Here is a 17,506-nt window from a genome sequence, read left to right as displayed (position 1 = left end):
TATCGGCCCCAAGACCGCGCAAACCATCATCGACGAGCGAACGCGCGGCGGCAAATTCGAATCGTTCGACGACTTGTCCGAGCGCGTGAAAGGCATAGGCGCGAAGAAAGCGGCGGCCCTGCAGGCATCGGGCTTGACGCTGGGAGGCGCGGGTGCAAGCCAAGGCGCGGACCCTGCAGCCAAAGCCAAGCCGGCTTCCGCCCGCAGCGCCCCCGCGGCCGCGGCCCGAACCGGCGGTAAATGAACCCGCCGTCGGGTCGCGCTTCTCTCGGGTCCGGCGAAACGCCGGGCCGGCTGATGCCTGCAGCAAGACGGCTGCGGCAGTGTTTCGCGTCCGGCCTGACTGTGGCGAGGGCGGATGCCGTCAGGGCAGGAATATCTCCACTTCCAGTCCGGCCGAGGGCGCGGGGCGGGCGGTCAGGGTGCCGCCATGCGCCTCCACGATGCGCCGGGTAAAGTGGTAGCCCAGGCCGCTGCCTTTCTTGCCCAGCGACGACGAGGCGCGGAAATACGGCGTGCCAAGCTTTTCCAGCTCGTCGGCGGATATGCCGGGCCCCTGGTCCACGACCCGGATGCGCAGGCCTTTGCCCGGCGCATCCTGGGTTGCGCTGATTTCCACCTGGCTGTCCGCGGGGGAATAAAGCAGGGCGTTGGCCAGCAGGTTGCCCAGCGCGACGCTGATCAGCGTGGGATCCAGCAGGAACCTGGCGTCGCGGGGGCATGCCCCAAGCCGTATGCGCGTGTCCGCCGCATCGCCCTGGGCGCGTATGGCGGCTTCAATCACATCCTTGAGCACGCAGGGCTCCTGCGACAGCGCCAGCCCTCCATGATCCAGCGCCTCGGTCATCAGGAAATTGTCGACGAAGCCGGAAAGCATGGATACGTTGGTGCGGATCTGCTTCAGGCGCTGGGCCTCCGGCTGCGGCAAGTCCAGCGTCTTGAGCTGGATCATCTGAGCTGCCCGGTCGATGGCGGCCAGCGGGTTATGGAACTCATGGGACAGCATGGCAACGAATCGCCGTTGTTCCTCGGCCCTTTGCGTGGAAATCGAGACCTCCTGCTCGGCCATGGCCTTGTCGCGCTGTACCTGGCGCAGGCGCAGAGCCAGGCCGAAACTCATTACCAGCACATGAACCAGCGAAGCCATTTGATACAGATTGACCGTTACCGCGTTCTGGGGAACCATGCCCAGGTTCGCCGCGGTGTTGACCATGGTGCCCGCTGCCGGAATGACGAAGGCGATGAAATACACCATCAATTCGATGCGGCGGCTGCGCCGCCAGAATATCAGCAGCAGCACCATGCTGATGAAAAAATTCAGGCTGTTCAGGTAGTTCGCCAGCTTCACGACAAGCAGCAACTGCGGCGTCACGAGAAAAGGCATCAGCGCAAACGGCAGCAGGGCAAGATTGAGGAGTATGGTGAACTGGTACAGGCGGTGGATGCGCCGATAGTGATGCTTCAGGTCGAGCAGCCGGCTCCACATGAGCACGATGGAGATCGCCCCGCCCAGCCATCCGATGCGTGGCAGCACATCGACTATCCAGAGCGAATCCAGCGGAAACAGGACGGGCAGGTAGCCGGCGACGCCCAACTGGAACAGCATCTGCGAGCCTATATAGCCGGCGTAAGCGGCCATGACGAGGTCGCGCAGCCAGAGGCCCAGTATCGAGTACAGCATTACGGCGATCAGCAGAATGCCGAAGTACAGGCCCCAGTGAAAATTGGTTCGGGTTTCGTCGACTACGAAGGCACCGGGCTTCCAGATCTCGGCGTGGATGTTGATGGCATTGTTCGTGTGCACGCGGAAATAGACGCGGGTGTGGCTGGGAACGTCGACGGGCACGGTGAACAGGCGGTTTTGCAGCGGGCGGTTGCCATAGGGCCGGTGATAGCCCAGAGCATAGTGTTCGAAACCGCCTCCCGGTTTTTCCACCCAGATATCGACCTCTTCCAGTTCGGGGGTGCCGATGGTCAGCACCCAATGCAGGGGCGCGGCCGGGTCGGGCTTTTCCAGTTCAAAGCGAAACCAATGAGCGGCCGTGTTGTAGCCCAGGCTGCGAAACTCGGGAAGCGGGGTGAAGTCCTTTCGCTGCACCGCCTCGAAGGGCAGCTTGTTGGTGGCGTCGGCAAAATGCTCGAGCCGGCCCTCCAGCGACGCATGCTGCGTATTTGCCGTCAGGATCAGCGGCGCGGCCAGGCTCGGGGCGGCCATGAGAATCATCGCGATGGCCGCCAGAAGGAACCGGATCATGTGTTCGTTTCGCACTCCCCGGTGAAGGTGTAGCCCCGGCCATAGCTCGGGCGCACCGGGAGTTCGATGTCGCAGGCCGTATGCACTTTGCGGCGCAGGCGGCTGATGGTGTTGTCCAGGTTGCGCAGGCTGGACAGGGTTTCCTTTTTGTTCAGGCGCGTCAGCAGCTCTTCGCGTGCGACGGCCTGTCCGGGCTTGTCGAACAGCGCGCTCAGCACCGTGACTTCGGCGTGGGTAAGTGAAAGCAGGGAGCCGTCGGGCGCTTTCAGCAGCCAGTGCAGCGCGTTCAAGCGCCACGGTTCATGGCCGTCGTCCGCCGGCTGGGCGGCTTCGCGCTGATCCAGGCGGCGGAGCATGCTGTGGCATGCCGCCTCGATCACTTCCAGCGAGCTGCGCTTGGAAAGATACATGTCCGCGCCGGCCTCCAGGCCCAGGACGTGATCGTTGTTGGCATCGAGCGCGGTCAGCATCACGATGCCGACTTGTGCGGCCAGGCTTCTTTGCGCCCGGACGCGTTGCGCCACTTCCAGCCCGCTTGCGCCCGGCAGCACGACGTCGAGCAGCAATAAATCGAAGGACGTTGCGGGCCATACCTTGAAAAAGGCTTCGGCGCTTGCGAAGCCGCGCGCCGCGAAGCCTCTCATCCCGAGAAACTCCACCAGGTCGGCGAGCAGGCCGGGGTTGTCTTCCACAACCGCAACGGGGCGAGGGGTGTGCATGCCATGAAAAAAGTAACAAAACGCCAAGTGTAATCGGTCTCTTTTTGTATTTACAGGATTTGTCAGTATCTGACAGAAACGGAATGGCCGATCCACCGCGGGGCCGCGCCCGGGGAGCAGCGCGAAGGCCATTGGCCGCCGCGGTTGGGTGTATCATTTCTTCATGAAAAAATACCCCACAATCCAAGACATCATCGGCGACACCCCTTTGGTCCGCCTGCAGCGCATTCCGGGCCAGGCTGCCGAGGCCCGCGGCAACGTCATCCTGGCCAAGCTCGAGGGCAACAATCCGGCCGGCTCGGTCAAGGATCGCGCCGCCGAATCCATGATCCGCCGCGCCGAACAGCGGGGCGAGATCAAGCCGGGCGACACGCTTATCGAAGCCACCAGCGGCAATACCGGCATAGCCCTGGCCATGGTCTCGGCCGTGCGCGGCTACAAGATGGTCCTCATCATGCCCGACAATCTTTCCGTCGAGCGGCGGGCGGCCATGACCGCCTACGGCGCGCAGCTCATTCTTACCAAGGCCAGCGAGGGCGGCATGGAATACGCCCGCGACCTGGCGCTCACGATGCAGGCCGAAGGCAAGGGCAAGGTGCTGGACCAGTTCGCCAATCCGGACAACACCCAGGCGCACATCGAAACCACCGGACCCGAACTGTGGCGGCAAACCGATGGTGAAATCACGCACTTCGTCAGCGCCATGGGCACCACCGGCACCATCATGGGCGTGGGCTCCTACCTGCGTTCGCGCAATCCGTCCATACAGGTGGTCGGCGCGCAGCCGGCCGAGGGTTCGCAAATTCCCGGCATCCGCAAATGGCAGGAAGCCTATCAGCCCAAAATCTACCACCCTGAACAGGTCGATGCGTTCGAGCTCATCACCCAGACGGAAGCCGAGGACATGGCCAGGCGGCTGGCCGCCGAAGAGGGCATTTTCGGCGGCATATCGTCGGCCGGCGCGCTGGTTGCGGCACTGCGCGTGGCGCAGCGCGTCGAAAACGCCACTATCGTATTCATCGTATGCGACCGCGGCGACCGCTATCTGTCGACCGGCGTGTTCAACTGATTCAAACCGAGCGGGCCAGCCGGATGCCGGTGAACTGCCAACGGGCGTGGCTGGGAAAGAAATTGCGGTAGCTGGGTCGGCTGTGGCCGGGTGGCGTGGCGCTGGACGCGCCGCGCAATACGTACTGGTTGACCATGAACTTGCCGTTGTATTCGCCGACGGCGCCGCCGGCCGGCTGGAAGCCCGGATAGGGGGCGTAGCTGCTGGAAGTCCATTGCCAGCCGGTATCGAATAGCTGGCTAAGTTCCGGCCCCTGGGCCGGCGGCTGCGCGGGGCTTGGGCTGATTGCCGCCGCCGCGGCGCTTTCCCATTCCGCCTCGGTGGGCAGTCTGGCGCCGGCCCAGCGGGCATAGGCGTCCGCTTCGAAATACGACAGGTGGCGCGCCGCGCGTTCACCGTCCAGCGGAACCAGGCCATGCAGGGTGAACTCGCTCCAGCCCTCGGCCGACTGGCGCCAGTACAGAGGGTGGGTGATTTCATTGGCGCGCAGCCAGTCCCAGCCTTCGGCCAGCCACAGCCCGGGGTCGTCGTAGGCGCCCGCCTCTACGAAAGCAAGGTATTCCGCATTGCTGACCAGGCGCGATGCCAGTTCGAAAGCTTCCACGTAGTGGCGATGGCGCGGCAGTTCGTTGTCGAAGGAAAAGCCGCCTCCCAGGTGGCCGATTTCGACGATGCCGGCCGGATGGGTTTGCCATTGCAGGGGCGGCGCGGCCGGGGCGGGTACGTACGGAGCCGGGTCGTAGGCGGGATGCAGCGGATTGCACGACAGCAAATGCAAAATGTCGGTAAGCATGAGTTCCTGGTGCTGCTGCTCGTGGTTCAGCCCCAGGACGATCAGGTGCTCGAGCTCGGATGACGGAATATAGGTGGGTGCGGCGGCGATCAGCAGCAAGGCCTCGATGCGTGCATCGACATCGCTGCGGTAGTCTTCGATTTCCGCCATGTCGGGGCGGGTGAGCAAGCCGCGCTGCGGGCGCGGATGCTTGGCGCCGACGCCGTTGTAGTACGAGTTGAACAGCATGCGGAATGCCGGCTGGAAAGGCTTGAAATTGGCTTCGAAGCGCTCCAGGACGAAGGTTTCGAAGAACCAGGTCGTATGCGCCAGATGCCATTTGATGGGGCTGGCGTCGGGCATGGACTGGACGCAGCAGTCTTCGTCGGACAAGGGCTCGGCCAGCGCCATGGAGGCGCTTCTTACCGCTTCGTAGCGGGCAAGCAGGGAACTGGAGATGGTCATGGTTGTGCCGGGGGCGGGACCTGTTGACGAGGCCTATGCGGCCCGGGCATGGACGACGGCGAACCAGTTCCGTCCGTCGAGCCATGTTTGCGCGTGGGCGAAGCCCGCCTGCGACAAGAGGCGGGTAATCGACGGCACGGTGTATTTGTAGCTGTTTTCGGTGTGTATGCATTCGTGGCGTTCGAACAGCCGCTGGGCGCCGGGCCAGCGCACGATGACCGAGCGGCGCGCCTTCAGGTGCATTTCCATGCACTGCGCGCGTTCGTTGAAGCGCGCCTCGTGCATCCAGTCCGCGACATTGAAGTCCGAGCCCAGCAGGCGGTTCACGTTGCGCAGCAGGTTCAGGTTGAATGCGGAGGTGAGCCCCAGGGCGTCGTCGTAGGCGGCTTGCAGTACGGCGGCATCCTTGATGAGGTCGACGCCCAATACGACGGCGCCGTCGGCCCCGCAGGCATCGCGCAGGCGGCGCAAAAAGGCGCTGGCCTGGTCGGGCGAAAAATTGCCGATGGACGAGCCGGGGTAGAAAAATACGCGCCGTTCGGCCGGAACGGAGTCGGGCAGGGCCAGCTCATGCGAAAAATCCAGCCCCAGCGGCGTAATGCGCATTTGCGGGTAGCGCGGCTGCAATTGCGCCGCCGCCTGTTCGAGGAATTCCCGCGAGATGTCGATGGGCACGTACTGCCTTGGGCGCAGGGTTGGAAACAGGCGCTCGGCCTTCGCGCAGTTTCCCGCGCCCAGGTCGATGAGCGTGGCCTCTGGGCCGATGGCCCGGACAATGGACGCCATATTGGCCGCGACGATGGCATCTTCGGTGCGTGTGGGATAGTACTCGGGAAGCAGACACAGCGCTTCGAACAGTTTCGAGCCCAGGGTGTCGTATAGGTACTTTGGCGACACATGGGCCTTGTCGTCCAGCAGGCCAGCGGCCAGTTCAGCGGCGCTGCGGTTTTGCGCGTTGCCGGCTGCGGGTTCGGGGCTGGTTTGGTCTGTGTTGCTGTAGGTGTAGGCTTCGGGTTGAATCGGCATTGGCTCGCATCGCTGCTAGGGTCGGCCTAAAACTGCTTGAGGCGGGTCTTTAAGGTTAACACCGCATGCCGCCGTTGCGAAAGGGCGGCCTGTCAGTACGGGGCGCCATAGCCCAGCCGGATCGACAGTATTTGCGCCAGATCGGCCACCGACGCTGCATAGAAATAGCTGCGGTTGTAGTGTGTGATGGCAAAGAAATTGGGGGTTCCGCTGCGGTATTCCGCCGTGTTGCGAGGCTCGTCGAGCAGATCGACGACGCCAAGCAGATGCTGCTTCCAGGTGTCGGGAAACGGCCCGGGGCGATCTTTGGCGCCCAGTGCGCGCAGTTCGCTCCAGGTGTAGGTGGGCTCCAGCCCGCCCTTGACCAGTTTTGCGGCGTTGTCGGGCAGAATGACGGGCGCGAACACCGGCAGCCCCGGCTGCCAGCCGTGCTGCCGCAGGAAGTTGGCCACCGAGACGATGGCGTCGTCGGGGCTGGAGCTGAGATCGATTCTATGATCGCCGTCGCCATCCACGGCGTAGCGCAGCAGGCTGCCGGGCATGAATTGGGGCAGGCCCAGGGCTCCGGCATACGAGCCGGTGGCAGTGCGCGCGTTCAGTTCGCCGCGGCTGTTCAACTGGATGAGGTCGGCAAGCTGATCGCGGAACAACTGGCTGCGTTCGGGACGCGCGGTATCGGGGTGGCGGAAGGCCAGCGTTGCCAGGGCGTCCAGCACCCTGAAGTTGCCGGTATTGCGCCCGTATATCGTCTCTACGCCGATGATGGCGACGATGATGGATTGCGGGACGCCGTATTGCCGGGTAGCGCTGTCCAGCGCCGCGCGGTGCTCTTGCCAGAACTGGACGCCCGCCTTGATGCGCACGGGTTCGACGAAGCGATTGCGGTAAGTGACCCAACTGCGCCGGATGCGAGTGAGGCTGGGGGTCATGAGCCGGGCCACCGTGGCGTTGTAGCGCGCATCGGCCAGCAGGCCTTCCGCCTGCTTCAGCGGCACTCCGCGTGTTTGCGCGACTTCGCGGGCATAGGCTTGGACTTCGGGCAGGAGGACGCCGTTGCGTGTGAGGAATCCGTTTCGGCTTGGCGGCGCGGGAAATTCAGAGGCGCCGCCGGCGGCCGCCGCGGCATTGGCGGATATGGAAGACGTCTGCGCCGAGCCTGTCGATGCCGTTGTCGCTGTCGGCTGGGGCGACGCGCAGCCGCCCAATAGCGCGGCGATAATGGCGACTTGCAAAACACAGATGGGTCTGAACATAATCATCCTTATGGAAACGCTATATATTACCCACCCGGCCTGCCATCTGCACGAAATGGGCGACTGGCATCCGGAAAGTCCGGCGCGGCTCGACGCCATCAACGATCAATTGCTAGCCGGCGGTATCATGGGTCTGCTTCGTGCCCAAACCGCCATTCCCGCCACCGACCACGATCTGCTGCGCGTTCATGGCGCCGGCTACCTGGACTATCTCAAAGGTTTGTCCCCAGCCCATGGCTGCGTGGAAATCGACCCCGATACCCTGATGAATCCCCATACCCTGGAAGCCGCCTACGCAGCCGCGGGCGCGGGGATCACCGCCGTCGACGCCATCATGCGGGGCGAAGCGCAAACGGCGTTTTGCGCCATTCGTCCGCCCGGACATCATGCACGCCCCGCCCAGGCCCTGGGATTCTGTTTTTTTAACAATCTGGCTGCAACTGTAGCGTATACGCTCGAAAAATACGGGATGAACCGTATTGCCATAATCGATTTCGATGTGCATCATGGCAATGGAACTGAGGAAATTCTTGCTGGAAACGACAAGATCTTGATGTGCAGTTTTTACCAGCATCCATTTTTTCCTAACGTACACACTCAAAAATGTGTTAAAAACATGCTGAATGTTCCTGTTGCCGCCTACACCGAAGGAGAGGTCATTCGGGAACTCGTCGCCAACACATGGCTGCCGCGCCTGCGCGAGTTCAAGCCCGAGTTCGTTTTCGTCTCGGCAGGGTTCGATGCGCATCGCGAGGACGACATGGCGCAGTTGGGCTTGGTCGAGGCCGACTACGCTTGGATCACCGACCGGATCGTCGAGCTGGCCGACGACACCGCGCAGGGGCGGATCGTCAGTTTCCTCGAGGGCGGCTACAACCTGTCGGCGCTTGGGCGCAGCGCGGTGGCGCATATCAAGGCGATGGCAAAGCTGTAGAATGGCAACATTGGTTTTTGGTTCGCCGGAACCGCCGGCGCACGCGCTTTCGGGCGCGTTGGCATAAAGGCGGGGCGGTTTTATTTTATTCCTCTGGAGGAAATGCTCGATGAAGGTATTGGTGCCTGTCAAGCGTGTGGTTGATTACAACGTCAAGGTGCGCGTCAAGTCGGATCAAAGCGGTGTGGATATCGCCAACGTAAAAATGTCGATGAACCCCTTTGACGAAATCGCGGTCGAAGAAGCAACACGGCTCAAGGAAAAGTCCGTGGCGACCGAGGTCGTGGCGGTGTCTTGCGGTGTGGCCGGATGCCAGGAAACATTGCGCACGGCCATGGCCATTGGCGCCGACCGCGGCTTGCTGGTGCAAACCGACGCCGAATTGCAGCCTTTGGCCGTAGCCAAGCTGCTCAAGGCCCTGGTCGACAAAGAACAGCCGCAGCTCGTCATTCTGGGCAAGCAGGCCATCGACGACGATGCCAACCAAACCGGCCAGATGCTGGCCGCGCTGCTCGACTGGCCGCAGGCCACGTTCGCCAGCAAGGTCGAGGTTTCGGGCGATTCCGTGCAGGTTACGCGCGAGGTCGACGGCGGCCTGGAAACCCTGTCGCTCAAGCTGCCCGCCATCATCACCACCGACCTTCGCCTGAACGAGCCGCGCTATGTAACGCTGCCCAACATCATGAAGGCCAAAAAGAAAACACTCGACGTCGTCACGCCCGAAGACCTGGGCGTGGATGTCGCGCCGCGCCTCAAGACCCTGAAAGTCTCCGAGCCGCCCGCTCGTTCGGCGGGCATTATCGTTCCCGATGTCGCGACGCTGGTCGACAAACTTAAAAACGAAGCCAAGGTGATCTAATCATGTCGATACTCGTTATTGCAGAACACGACAACGCGCATCTCAAGGGCGCAACCCTGAATACCATTGCCGCCGCTCAAAAAGTCGGCGGGGACGTCCACGTGCTGGTCGCCGGCGCCGGGGTGCAGGCCGTGGCCCAGCAGGCCGCGCAGGCGGCGGGCGTCGCCAAGGTGCTGGTCGCCGATGCTCCCGTCCTGGCCGAGGGCCTGGCCGAGAACGTGGCCGCCCAGGTTCTGGCGCTGGCGCAAGGGTACAGCCATATTCTGTTCGCCGCGACGGCCAGCGGCAAAAACGTCGCGCCCCGCGTGGCCGCCAAGCTCGACGTCGCGCAAATCTCCGACATCATCGCGGTCGATTCCGCCGACACCTTCGAGCGTCCCATCTATGCCGGCAATGCCATTGCCACGGTTCAGTCGGCCGATCCCATCAAGGTCATCACCGTGCGCACCACCGGCTTCGATCCCGTGGCAGCAACCGGCGGGCAGGCTGCTGTCGAAGCCGTCGATGCCGTTGCCGATTCGGGCCTTTCGTCTTTCGTCGGCCGCGAGGTTGCCAAAAGCGACCGTCCCGAACTGGCGGGCGCGACCCGCGTCGTATCGGGCGGCCGTGGACTTGGCAGCGCCGAGAACTTCAAGCTGCTCGATCCTCTGGCCGACAAGCTGGGCGCGGCCATCGGCGCGTCGCGCGCGGCCGTGGATGCCGGCTATGCGCCCAACGACTGGCAGGTCGGCCAAACCGGCAAGATCGTTGCGCCGCAGCTGTACGTGGCAGTGGGCATCTCGGGCGCCATCCAGCACCTGGCCGGCATGAAAGACTCCAAGGTCATCGTCGCCATCAACAAAGACGCCGAGGCGCCGATTTTCGGCGTGGCCGATTACGGCCTGGTGGCCGACCTGTTCCAGGCAGTCCCCGAGCTGGCCGGCGCCCTGTAAGCTCCTTAGAGTCGCCGCGTGCAGTCGCCTGCCGCCTGGGCGCCTGGCTCTTCTTGCTCGGGTGGCACGGCTTCCCGCGCTCCGAATCTCACCCCAAACGTTGGACATCCATCCAGCCTTTGGGGTGTTTTTCATGATTGTCTCGACGTAGCGCTGCAGGCCCTACGACACCGCCAAGCTGAAACAGCCGCTCAAGAACTCAAAAAAGACTGACGATAGAGGATGGTCCCCACACTGCGCCGCCGACGCGGCTTGTCCCCCCCACGTTGCACTGGGGAAAAAACTCTTTCTGAAATACAGGCTGCTGGCGATTGGGAATGGTAAAAAGACATATGGATTTTTGGAGGAGAAACCATGACGTTCACCGCGCCCATACGGGATACATTGTTCGTGCTCGACGAACTGGCCGATTTGCAGGGGGTGCTGGGCCTGCCTGGGTTCGAAGAGGTGTCCAGGGACCTTGTGGCCGCCGTGCTGGAAGAAAACGGCAAATTCGTCGAGCAGGCGCTGGCCCCGCTGAACCGCAGCGGCGACGAAGCCGGCGCGCAATGGCGCGACGGCGCGGTAACCATGCCGGAGGGCTTTGCCAAGGCTTTTTCCGAGTTTGCGGCGGCGGGCTGGCAAGGCCTGCAGCACAGCGCGCAGTGGGGCGGGCAAGGCCTGCCCAAGCTGGTGGCCGCCCCGGCCTGCGAGAACCTGAACGCCGCCAACCTGTCGTTCTCCTTATGCCCCTTGCTGACCGACGGCGTCATCGAGGCCCTGACGGAGGTGGGAAGCGAAGCGCAACAGGCGGCATTCATTCCCGCCTTGCTGGAAGGCCGCTGGACCGGCACCATGAACCTCACCGAACCCCAGGCGGGTTCGGATCTGGCGCGCGTCGCCACCAGGGCGGTGCGCCAGCCCGACGGCAGCTACCGCATCACAGGGCAAAAGATATTCATCACCTACGGTGAGCACGATATGGCCGAAAACATCGTGCACCTGGTGCTGGCGCGCACGCCCGACGCTCCCGCGGGCGTCAAGGGCATCTCCTTGTTCATCGTGCCCAAGTTCCTGATTGAAGACGGCAAGCCGGGCGCGCGCAACGACGTCTGGTGCGCCTCCATCGAACACAAGCTGGGTATACACGCCAGCCCCACGGCCGTGCTGCTGTACGGGTCGGGCAAGGGCGAGGCGGGCGAAGGGGCCGTGGGCTACCTGGTGGGCCAGGAGTGCCATGGGCTCGAGTACATGTTCGTCATGATGAATGCCGCGCGTTTCGCGGTGGGGCTGCAGGGCATAGCCGTTTCCGAGCGCGCCCTGCAGCAGGCGCGGGCTTATGCCGCCGAGCGCATGCAGGGCCAGGCGCTGGAAGATCCCGCACAGTCGGTTGCGATCATCCGGCATCCCGATGTGCAGCGCATGCTGGCCACCATGCAGGCGCTGACCGAAGGGGGGCGGGCGCTGGCCTACTTTGCCGCGGCCGCGCGCGACAAGGCGCAGCGCCATCCCGATGCGCAAGAGCAGGTCTGGAACAAGGCCTTGTTCGAGTACCTGGTTCCCATCGTCAAGGGCTTTTCCACGGAAAACGCCGTCGAGGTGACGTCGCTGGGCGTGCAGGTGCACGGCGGAATGGGCTATATCGAGGAGACCGGCGCCGCCCAGTACTATCGCGACGCGCGCATCCTGCCTATTTACGAGGGCACGACCGCCATCCAGGCCAACGACCTGGTGGGGCGCAAAACGCTGCGCGACGCGGGCAAGGTGGCGTTCGAGCTGACCAGCCGCATGCGCGCCACGCTGCGCGAGCTGCAAAGCCAGGTCGAGCGGGACGGAGCATCTGGCGGCGGCGAGGGCCATGATGAACTGGCATTGATCGCGCGCCGCCTTGCGCCAGCCATCGATGCCTACGAGCAATCCGTCAAATTCATGCTGAGCACCGCCGCGCACAAGGAACTGAGGGCCGTATTCCTGGGCAGCGTGCCGTATCTCATGCTTTCCGGGGTAGTGCTGGCCGGATGGCAGATGGCGCGCGCGGCCCTGGCGTGCCGGCGCCTGATGCAAACGGATCACGATGCGTTTTACACCCGCAAGCTGGCGTGCAGCGCCTTCTACGCGCAGGCTGTTCTACCGCGCGCCGAGTCGTTGAGCGCCAGCATACTGGAGGGTGGGACGGCCAGCCGGGCCGCTGCCGTCCTGGGCAAACCCTGAGCGGATTCCAAGCAGGTCTCCAGCAAGATCCCAAACAGGTCTCCAGCAAGATCCCAAACACGCCGTCGCGTCTGCTGGCGGCTATCGCGCATTGGGAGCGGTTTGCGCCCGGCGCTTCACCAATCCCGAAATTCCATATGCGGAAAATGACTTTTCGATGGAGTTTTCCTGGTGCTTGGCTTATAAAGATATATAAAAACTGTATTTCGTTTGCTCGATAAAGGGTGACACAATCCTTTCATACGCTCGCATCGGGCTTATGACAACGGGCAATAACCCACCACTTCTATATATCGACTAAGAGAGAGATTTATGGCTACTTTACGACTCGGCGATACCGCCCCCGACTTCGAACAGGACTCCAACGTCGGAACCATCCGTTTCCATGAGTTTCTGGGCGATAAGTGGGGTGTCTTGTTCTCGCATCCCGCCGACTTTACGCCTGTCTGCACGACCGAGCTGGGCTATACCGCCAAGCTGGCCGACGAATTCGCCAAGCGCAACGTCAAGGTCATTGCCGTCTCGGTCGACGACGCCGAGTCGCATCGCAAATGGGTCGGCGACATCAACGACACCCAAAGCACCACCGTCAACTTCCCGATCCTGGCCGATCCCGACCACAAGGTCTCGAACCTGTACGATATGATCCACCCGAACGCCAGCAACACGGCGACCGTGCGCTCGGTATTCATCATCGACCCCAAGAAAAAAGTGCGTCTCACCATTACGTACCCCGCCAGCACCGGCCGCAATTTCAACGAAATCCTGCGCGTCATCGACTCGCTGCAACTGACCGACAACTACAGCGTGGCCACGCCGGTCAACTGGGAAGAGGGTGACGACGTCATCATTTCGCCCGCCATCAAGGACGAGGCCGAACTCAAGGCCAAGTTCCCCAAGGGCTACACCGTGGTTCGCCCCTACCTGCGCGTTACGCCCCAGCCCAATAAGTAAGCATCAAGTTCTTGCGGCTTGCGGCGCCTGGCGGCGCCGTTGCCCGATCTTGATTTGCAATGCCGGCCTTGTGCCGGCATTTTCTTTTGACGCCGGAGCGGAACGGCGCGAGCCGGTTCACGGCCAAAGGCGGCGCCTGAGGCGGCATGCTCGCATAGGGAGTGTGTGCGGACGGAACGTTACGAAAAAAAGCTTGCAAAAACATCTGTTGTTTTATACAGTACGTTTATGGAAGAACTGTTTATAAAAACAGTGCTGTTTAAAACACCTGTATAAAACCAGCGAGGCAACCATGCGCAATCAACCTTCCCAAGCCCCCGGCAAATGGCCGTTTCCTCCTACCCCCAAGCGTGGCGGGTTTCCCAAGCTTACCCGCGGCGCCATGGTGGCCGATATCTGTCTGGTCGTCATGTGGGGCGCCACCATTCCCGGCCTTCTGTGGCTGGGTTCGGCAGGGGGCTTTTAAAACCAAGGTTTTCCGTGTAGAATGTTGGGTTTTGCAACTTCATCCTCTGGCGGCATAAAACCATAAGCTTATGGTTTACCCAAAGGGGCAAAACCCAAAGGGGCAAAAGCCCTTTAGCCTAAATTAATTGCCGCGCACGATGTACCTGGAGCCCTAGCATGGATCTCATCGCCCTTCTTGAACAAGAAGAAATCGCCCGTCTAACCAACGGCCAGGCCAAGCCCGAATTCGCCCCCGGCGACACCGTGGTGGTCAACGTCAACGTCGTCGAAGGCACCCGCAAGCGTGTGCAGGCCTACGAAGGCGTGGTCATTGCCAAGCGCAATCGCGGCCTCAATTCGTCGTTCATCGTTCGCAAGATCTCTTCCGGCGAAGCCGTCGAGCGTACTTTCCAGCTGTATTCCACGCAAATCGCTTCCATCGAAGTCAAGCGCCGCGGCGATGTCCGCCGTGCTAAACTTTACTACCTGCGTAGCCGTTCGGGCAAAGCCGCTCGCATCAAGGAAAAGCTGGTTCGCAAAGCCGACAAGGTACAGGCAGCTGCAAAGTAAATTGCTGCTTCATCGGCACGAATCAACAAAGGCACCCGAGCGGTGCCTTTGTTTTTGGATCTTATGTCGTCAAGCATATTACGTCCGTCAACCGGCAAACGTATTGCCATAGTCCCGGGGTTCGACCCTCAGGCTCAGCCTCTTGTGCCGCCAAACGGCGCGCTGGCGCCGCTGAAAACGGCGGCGCTGCAACTGGATTTCATATGCGAGGCGTTCAGGCAGCCCATAGCCTGGGATGTCGAGCCGGTGTTTACGGCGGCGTTTCATGTGGACGAAGTGCGGCTCGAAAACATCGTCCGGGCGGCGGTGTTTTTTCCACTGGTGCAGCGCGCCGACGGGTTGCACGTCATTTTTACCCGCCGCGCCTCGCATTTGTACGATCACGCCGGGCAGATCAGTTTTCCCGGAGGGCGCATCGAATCAACCGATAGCGACGCCGTGGCGGCCGCGGTGCGTGAAACCTACGAGGAAATCGGCGTCGAGCCCCAGTACATCCAGCTTATCGGCACCCAGCCCAGCTTTCTGACTTCCACGCACTTCACCATGAAGCCGGTCATTGGCTATATACGCCAGGGCTTCAGCATCCATTACGACGAATCCGAAGTGGCCGATGTCTTCGAGGTGCCGCTGGCTTTTCTCATGGACCCTTCGCATCATCTGCTGCACAAGGCCGAGCTGCCGGGCGGCGGCCATCGTTTTTATTTTTCCATGACCTGGAACCAGTATTTCATCTGGGGCGCCACGGCGGCGCTGGTGCGCAACTTCTATCATTACCTGGCGGCCGCCCAGACTAAACTGCTGCGTTGAGCGCCAGGCGTTGAACGGCCTGGGCCTGGCGCGGCGGACACGCAATCGCCAGCTTCATTGTCTTTGCCTTTTGCGGCTATTTCGTCAATAACGGGTTTGCATCTCGTGCTCTTGCAGCAGGCGCTTGTACAGATCGTGCCGCGCGCGGGCGATGGCGCCGCTGTCGACGGCGGCCAGGATGCTGCAGCCCGGTTCGTGCAAATGCGTGCAGTTATAGAAGCGGCATTGCCCCAGCCAGGGCGTGAACTCAGGAAAGCCGCGCTCGATTTCGCCGGCCGTAAGATGGCTGAGCCCGAAGTTCTGGAAGCCGGGGGAATCGATGATATCGCCCCCGCCGGGCAGGTGGTACAGGCGCGTGCTGGTGGTCGAATGCTTGCCGGCATCCAGGGCCACGGAGTGTTCCTGCGTGAAGGCCCCCGCGCCGGGTACCAGGGCGTTCAGCAAGGTGGATTTGCCCATGCCGCTTTGGCCCAGCAGCAGGCTGGTCCGGTTCTTGAGCCGCGGCGCCAGCATGGCGTCGACCTGCGCCGCATCGAGCGCGCTGAGCTCCACCACGACAAGGCCCAGGCCCCGCAGCGCCTCGATGCGTTTTCGGGCTTCGGGCAGGGCGGCAGCCAGGTCGATTTTGTTCAGGACGATCAGGGCGGGAATGTCCGCGCTGCCGGCGGCGACCAGGGCGCGGCCCACCAGCTCGTCGGAAAACGCCGGCTCGACGGCCACGACGATGAGCAGCAGGTCGACATTGGCGGCGAACAGCTTGGTGCGCATTTCGTCGGAGCGGTACAGCAGGTTGCGACGCTCCAGCAGGCGGACGATGACGCCTTCGCCGACCCCTTGCGGTTCGATGAGGGTGTAATCGCCCACGGCCGCGCCCGCCTTCTTGCCCCGGGGAAAGCATTTGTACAGGGAGCCGTCCGCCAGCTCGACCGTATAGTGCCGACCGTGGGCGGCAATGATGCGTCCTTCGAGGTTGCGGTCAGGCGCCATGTTTTTGCAGGTTCCGGATGCGCAGCACGGCGGGAGGGTGGCTGTCGTAGTAGGCGGAATGCAAGGGGTCGGGCGTGAGGGTGGCGGCGTTGTCGTCGTACAGCTTGACCAGGGCGGAGATCAGGGCCTGGGGCGAGCACTGCTGCGCCGCGTAGTTGTCGGCCTCGAATTCGTCGCGCCGCGAGAACCAGGCGGCCAGGGGAGCCACCCAGAAGGTGAAGACGGGCATGACGAGGAAAAACAGGATCAGGGCCAGCGCATCGTTGGGGCGCCCCAGTTGCGGCACGACTCCCAGCTCGGTGTAGAACCAGACCTGTTGCGAGAGCCAGCCCAATACCAGAAAAAAGACCAGCGCCAGCGCGAAGCTGACGATCATGCGCTTGATGACGTGCTTGTGCTTGAAGTGTCCAAGCTCGTGGGCCAGCACGGCTTCGATTTCGTCGGTGTTCAGGCGGGACAGCAGGGTGTCGAAGAACACGATGCGCCGCGCTTTGCCAAAGCCCGTGAAATAGGCGTTGCCGTGCGCCGAGCGTTTGGAGCCGTCCATGACGAACAGCCCGCCCAGGGGAAAGCCGCAGCGCCGGGCCAGGCCTTGGATGCGCTGCGCGATGTCGGGGTTGTCCAGGGGCGTGAATGTGTTGAACAGGGGAGCGATGACGGTGGGAAACAGCCATAGCACAAGAATGTTGAAGGCCACCCAGATGGCCCAGGCCCACCAGACCCAGGAGGATCCCGCGCCGCCCATGACCCACAGCACAAGCGCGGCAAGAGGGATGCCCAGGACGAGCAGCAGCACGAGCCCCTTGAGCGTGTCGGCCAGGAAAAGCCGGGGGGTGACGCGGTTGAAGCCGAAGCGTTCTTCCAGCCTGAACTTGCGCCACAGGGTGAACGGCAGCCCCACCAGGCTGACGATGAGCAGGACCGAGCCTATCAGCGCCAGCTGGCGCAGCATTTCGTTGGCGATCCAGTGACCCATGTGCACATCCAGGGCCTGCAGGCCGCCCAGCAGGGTCAGGGCAATGAGCAGCCCTGCCTCGACGAAGGACTCGAACAGGGACAACTGCACCTTGGCATGGGTGTAGTCGGCGGCGCGCTGGTGGCTGGCAAGCCCGATGCGCTCGGAGAACTCGGGAGGAACCTGGTCGCGATGCTGCCTGACGTGGCGGATTTGGCGCATGGACATCCAGGTGCGCAGGGTAATATCGGCCAGCAGGAAGGCAATAAACAGCAAAGTGAACATAGGCGGCGGGGGAGTGTGCGAAAATCTC

At 62.6% G+C, this 17,506-nt stretch carries 17 protein-coding genes; 10 read left to right on the top strand and 7 right to left on the bottom strand.

All coding sequences use genetic code 11. The features are described from left to right. A partial coding sequence (locus VNT00_RS09615) for a ComEA family DNA-binding protein (protein ID WP_325586843.1) occupies positions 1–244 on the top strand: 244 nt, incomplete at its 5' end. Positions 245–364: 120 nt separating this feature from the next. On the opposite strand, the gene VNT00_RS09610 is transcribed toward VNT00_RS09615, so the two are convergent. Both VNT00_RS09610 and VNT00_RS09605 read right to left on the bottom strand, forming a co-directional pair. Continuing rightward, entirely contained in the window at positions 365–2,254 is a 1,890-nt protein-coding gene (locus VNT00_RS09610) for a sensor histidine kinase (protein WP_325586841.1), read from the bottom strand. Beyond that, complete coding sequence (locus VNT00_RS09605; protein WP_325586839.1) at positions 2,251–2,973, bottom strand: response regulator transcription factor; 723 nt, start codon at positions 2,971–2,973, stop codon at positions 2,251–2,253. The genes VNT00_RS09610 and VNT00_RS09605 overlap by 4 nt, the downstream gene beginning before the upstream one ends. Before the next feature lie 163 nt (positions 2,974–3,136). On the opposite strand from VNT00_RS09605, the gene cysM reads away from it, so the two are divergent. Beyond that, a complete protein-coding gene (gene cysM / locus VNT00_RS09600) occupies positions 3,137–4,042 on the top strand; it encodes a cysteine synthase CysM (RefSeq protein WP_325586837.1) in 906 nt (301 codons plus the stop codon). 1 nt (position 4,043) lies between these two features. Here cysM and egtB read toward each other — a convergent pair whose 3' ends face one another. The 3 genes from egtB to mltB form a co-directional block, all read right to left on the bottom strand. Beyond that, positions 4,044–5,279 carry an ergothioneine biosynthesis protein EgtB gene (gene egtB / locus VNT00_RS09595; RefSeq protein ID WP_325586835.1) on the bottom strand — a complete coding sequence of 412 codons (1,236 nt, stop codon included), beginning with the start codon at positions 5,277–5,279 and terminating at the stop codon, positions 4,044–4,046. Positions 5,280–5,312: 33 nt separating this feature from the next. Further along, positions 5,313–6,305 carry an L-histidine N(alpha)-methyltransferase gene (gene egtD / locus VNT00_RS09590; protein ID WP_325586833.1) on the bottom strand — a complete coding sequence of 331 codons (993 nt, stop codon included), beginning with the start codon at positions 6,303–6,305 and terminating at the stop codon, positions 5,313–5,315. 92 nt (positions 6,306–6,397) lie between these two features. Then, on the bottom strand, positions 6,398–7,558 hold the full coding sequence (mltB, locus tag VNT00_RS09585) for a lytic murein transglycosylase B (RefSeq protein WP_325586831.1): 1,161 nt from the start codon (positions 7,556–7,558) through the stop codon (positions 6,398–6,400). A 10-nt stretch (positions 7,559–7,568) separates the two neighbouring features. On the opposite strand from mltB, the gene VNT00_RS09580 reads away from it, so the two are divergent. The 8 genes from VNT00_RS09580 (at position 7,569) to VNT00_RS09545 (ending at position 15,251) form a co-directional block, all read left to right on the top strand. Further along, a complete protein-coding gene (locus VNT00_RS09580; RefSeq protein ID WP_325586857.1) occupies positions 7,569–8,492 on the top strand; it encodes a histone deacetylase family protein in 924 nt (307 codons plus the stop codon). 109 nt (positions 8,493–8,601) lie between these two features. After that, a complete protein-coding gene (locus tag VNT00_RS09575) occupies positions 8,602–9,351 on the top strand; it encodes an electron transfer flavoprotein subunit beta/FixA family protein (protein ID WP_325586829.1) in 750 nt (249 codons plus the stop codon). Positions 9,352–9,353: 2 nt separating this feature from the next. Then, positions 9,354–10,283, top strand: coding sequence for an electron transfer flavoprotein subunit alpha/FixB family protein (locus VNT00_RS09570; protein WP_325586827.1), 930 nt, complete (start codon positions 9,354–9,356; stop codon positions 10,281–10,283). A 354-nt stretch (positions 10,284–10,637) separates the two neighbouring features. Next, positions 10,638–12,473, top strand: coding sequence for an acyl-CoA dehydrogenase (locus VNT00_RS09565; protein ID WP_325586825.1), 1,836 nt, complete (start codon positions 10,638–10,640; stop codon positions 12,471–12,473). 312 nt (positions 12,474–12,785) lie between these two features. Continuing rightward, complete coding sequence (locus VNT00_RS09560) at positions 12,786–13,427, top strand: peroxiredoxin (RefSeq protein WP_325586823.1); 642 nt, start codon at positions 12,786–12,788, stop codon at positions 13,425–13,427. Between the two features lie 292 nt (positions 13,428–13,719). Next, a complete protein-coding gene (locus VNT00_RS09555) occupies positions 13,720–13,893 on the top strand; it encodes a hypothetical protein (protein WP_325586821.1) in 174 nt (57 codons plus the stop codon). 158 nt (positions 13,894–14,051) lie between these two features. Next, a complete protein-coding gene (gene rplS, locus VNT00_RS09550; RefSeq protein WP_325586820.1) occupies positions 14,052–14,444 on the top strand; it encodes a 50S ribosomal protein L19 in 393 nt (130 codons plus the stop codon). 144 nt (positions 14,445–14,588) lie between these two features. Further along, the gene (locus VNT00_RS09545) at positions 14,589–15,251 is read left to right on the top strand and encodes an NUDIX hydrolase (protein WP_325586819.1); all 663 of its coding nucleotides are present in this window, start codon (positions 14,589–14,591) and stop codon (positions 15,249–15,251) included. 84 nt (positions 15,252–15,335) lie between these two features. On the opposite strand, the gene rsgA is transcribed toward VNT00_RS09545, so the two are convergent. Together rsgA and VNT00_RS09535 are read right to left on the bottom strand one after the other, a co-directional pair. Beyond that, positions 15,336–16,238 carry a ribosome small subunit-dependent GTPase A gene (gene rsgA / locus VNT00_RS09540; protein WP_325586817.1) on the bottom strand — a complete coding sequence of 301 codons (903 nt, stop codon included), beginning with the start codon at positions 16,236–16,238 and terminating at the stop codon, positions 15,336–15,338. Further along, on the bottom strand, positions 16,228–17,478 hold the full coding sequence (locus VNT00_RS09535) for a M48 family metallopeptidase (protein WP_325586815.1): 1,251 nt from the start codon (positions 17,476–17,478) through the stop codon (positions 16,228–16,230). The genes rsgA and VNT00_RS09535 overlap by 11 nt, the downstream gene beginning before the upstream one ends. Positions 17,479–17,506: the final 28 nt, after the last annotated feature.

Source organism: Eoetvoesiella sp. (assembly GCF_035555955.1).
Taxonomy (GTDB): Bacteria; Pseudomonadota; Gammaproteobacteria; order Burkholderiales; family Burkholderiaceae_B; genus Eoetvoesia.
This window is presented reverse-complemented; position numbering and strand designations above follow the sequence as displayed.

Excerpts from the sequence above, each read along its gene's own strand:
- VNT00_RS09610 (WP_325586841.1), bottom strand. The coding sequence starts at position 2,254 with ATGATCCGGTTCCTTCTGGCGGCCATCGCGATGATTCTCATGGCCGCC.
- mltB (WP_325586831.1), bottom strand. The coding sequence starts at position 7,558 with ATGTTCAGACCCATCTGTGTTTTGCAAGTCGCCATTATCGCCGCGCTA.
- VNT00_RS09560 (WP_325586823.1), top strand. The coding sequence starts at position 12,786 with ATGGCTACTTTACGACTCGGCGATACCGCCCCCGACTTCGAACAGGAC.
- VNT00_RS09605 (WP_325586839.1), bottom strand. The coding sequence starts at position 2,973 with ATGCACACCCCTCGCCCCGTTGCGGTTGTGGAAGACAACCCCGGCCTG.
- VNT00_RS09565 (WP_325586825.1), top strand. The coding sequence starts at position 10,638 with ATGACGTTCACCGCGCCCATACGGGATACATTGTTCGTGCTCGACGAA.
- VNT00_RS09555 (WP_325586821.1), top strand. The coding sequence starts at position 13,720 with ATGCGCAATCAACCTTCCCAAGCCCCCGGCAAATGGCCGTTTCCTCCT.
- VNT00_RS09535 (WP_325586815.1), bottom strand. The coding sequence starts at position 17,478 with ATGTTCACTTTGCTGTTTATTGCCTTCCTGCTGGCCGATATTACCCTG.
- rplS (WP_325586820.1), top strand. The coding sequence starts at position 14,052 with ATGGATCTCATCGCCCTTCTTGAACAAGAAGAAATCGCCCGTCTAACC.
- VNT00_RS09575 (WP_325586829.1), top strand. The coding sequence starts at position 8,602 with ATGAAGGTATTGGTGCCTGTCAAGCGTGTGGTTGATTACAACGTCAAG.
- VNT00_RS09580 (WP_325586857.1), top strand. The coding sequence starts at position 7,569 with ATGGAAACGCTATATATTACCCACCCGGCCTGCCATCTGCACGAAATG.
- cysM (WP_325586837.1), top strand. The coding sequence starts at position 3,137 with ATGAAAAAATACCCCACAATCCAAGACATCATCGGCGACACCCCTTTG.
- egtD (WP_325586833.1), bottom strand. The coding sequence starts at position 6,305 with ATGCCGATTCAACCCGAAGCCTACACCTACAGCAACACAGACCAAACC.
- egtB (WP_325586835.1), bottom strand. The coding sequence starts at position 5,279 with ATGACCATCTCCAGTTCCCTGCTTGCCCGCTACGAAGCGGTAAGAAGC.
- rsgA (WP_325586817.1), bottom strand. The coding sequence starts at position 16,238 with ATGGCGCCTGACCGCAACCTCGAAGGACGCATCATTGCCGCCCACGGT.
- VNT00_RS09570 (WP_325586827.1), top strand. The coding sequence starts at position 9,354 with ATGTCGATACTCGTTATTGCAGAACACGACAACGCGCATCTCAAGGGC.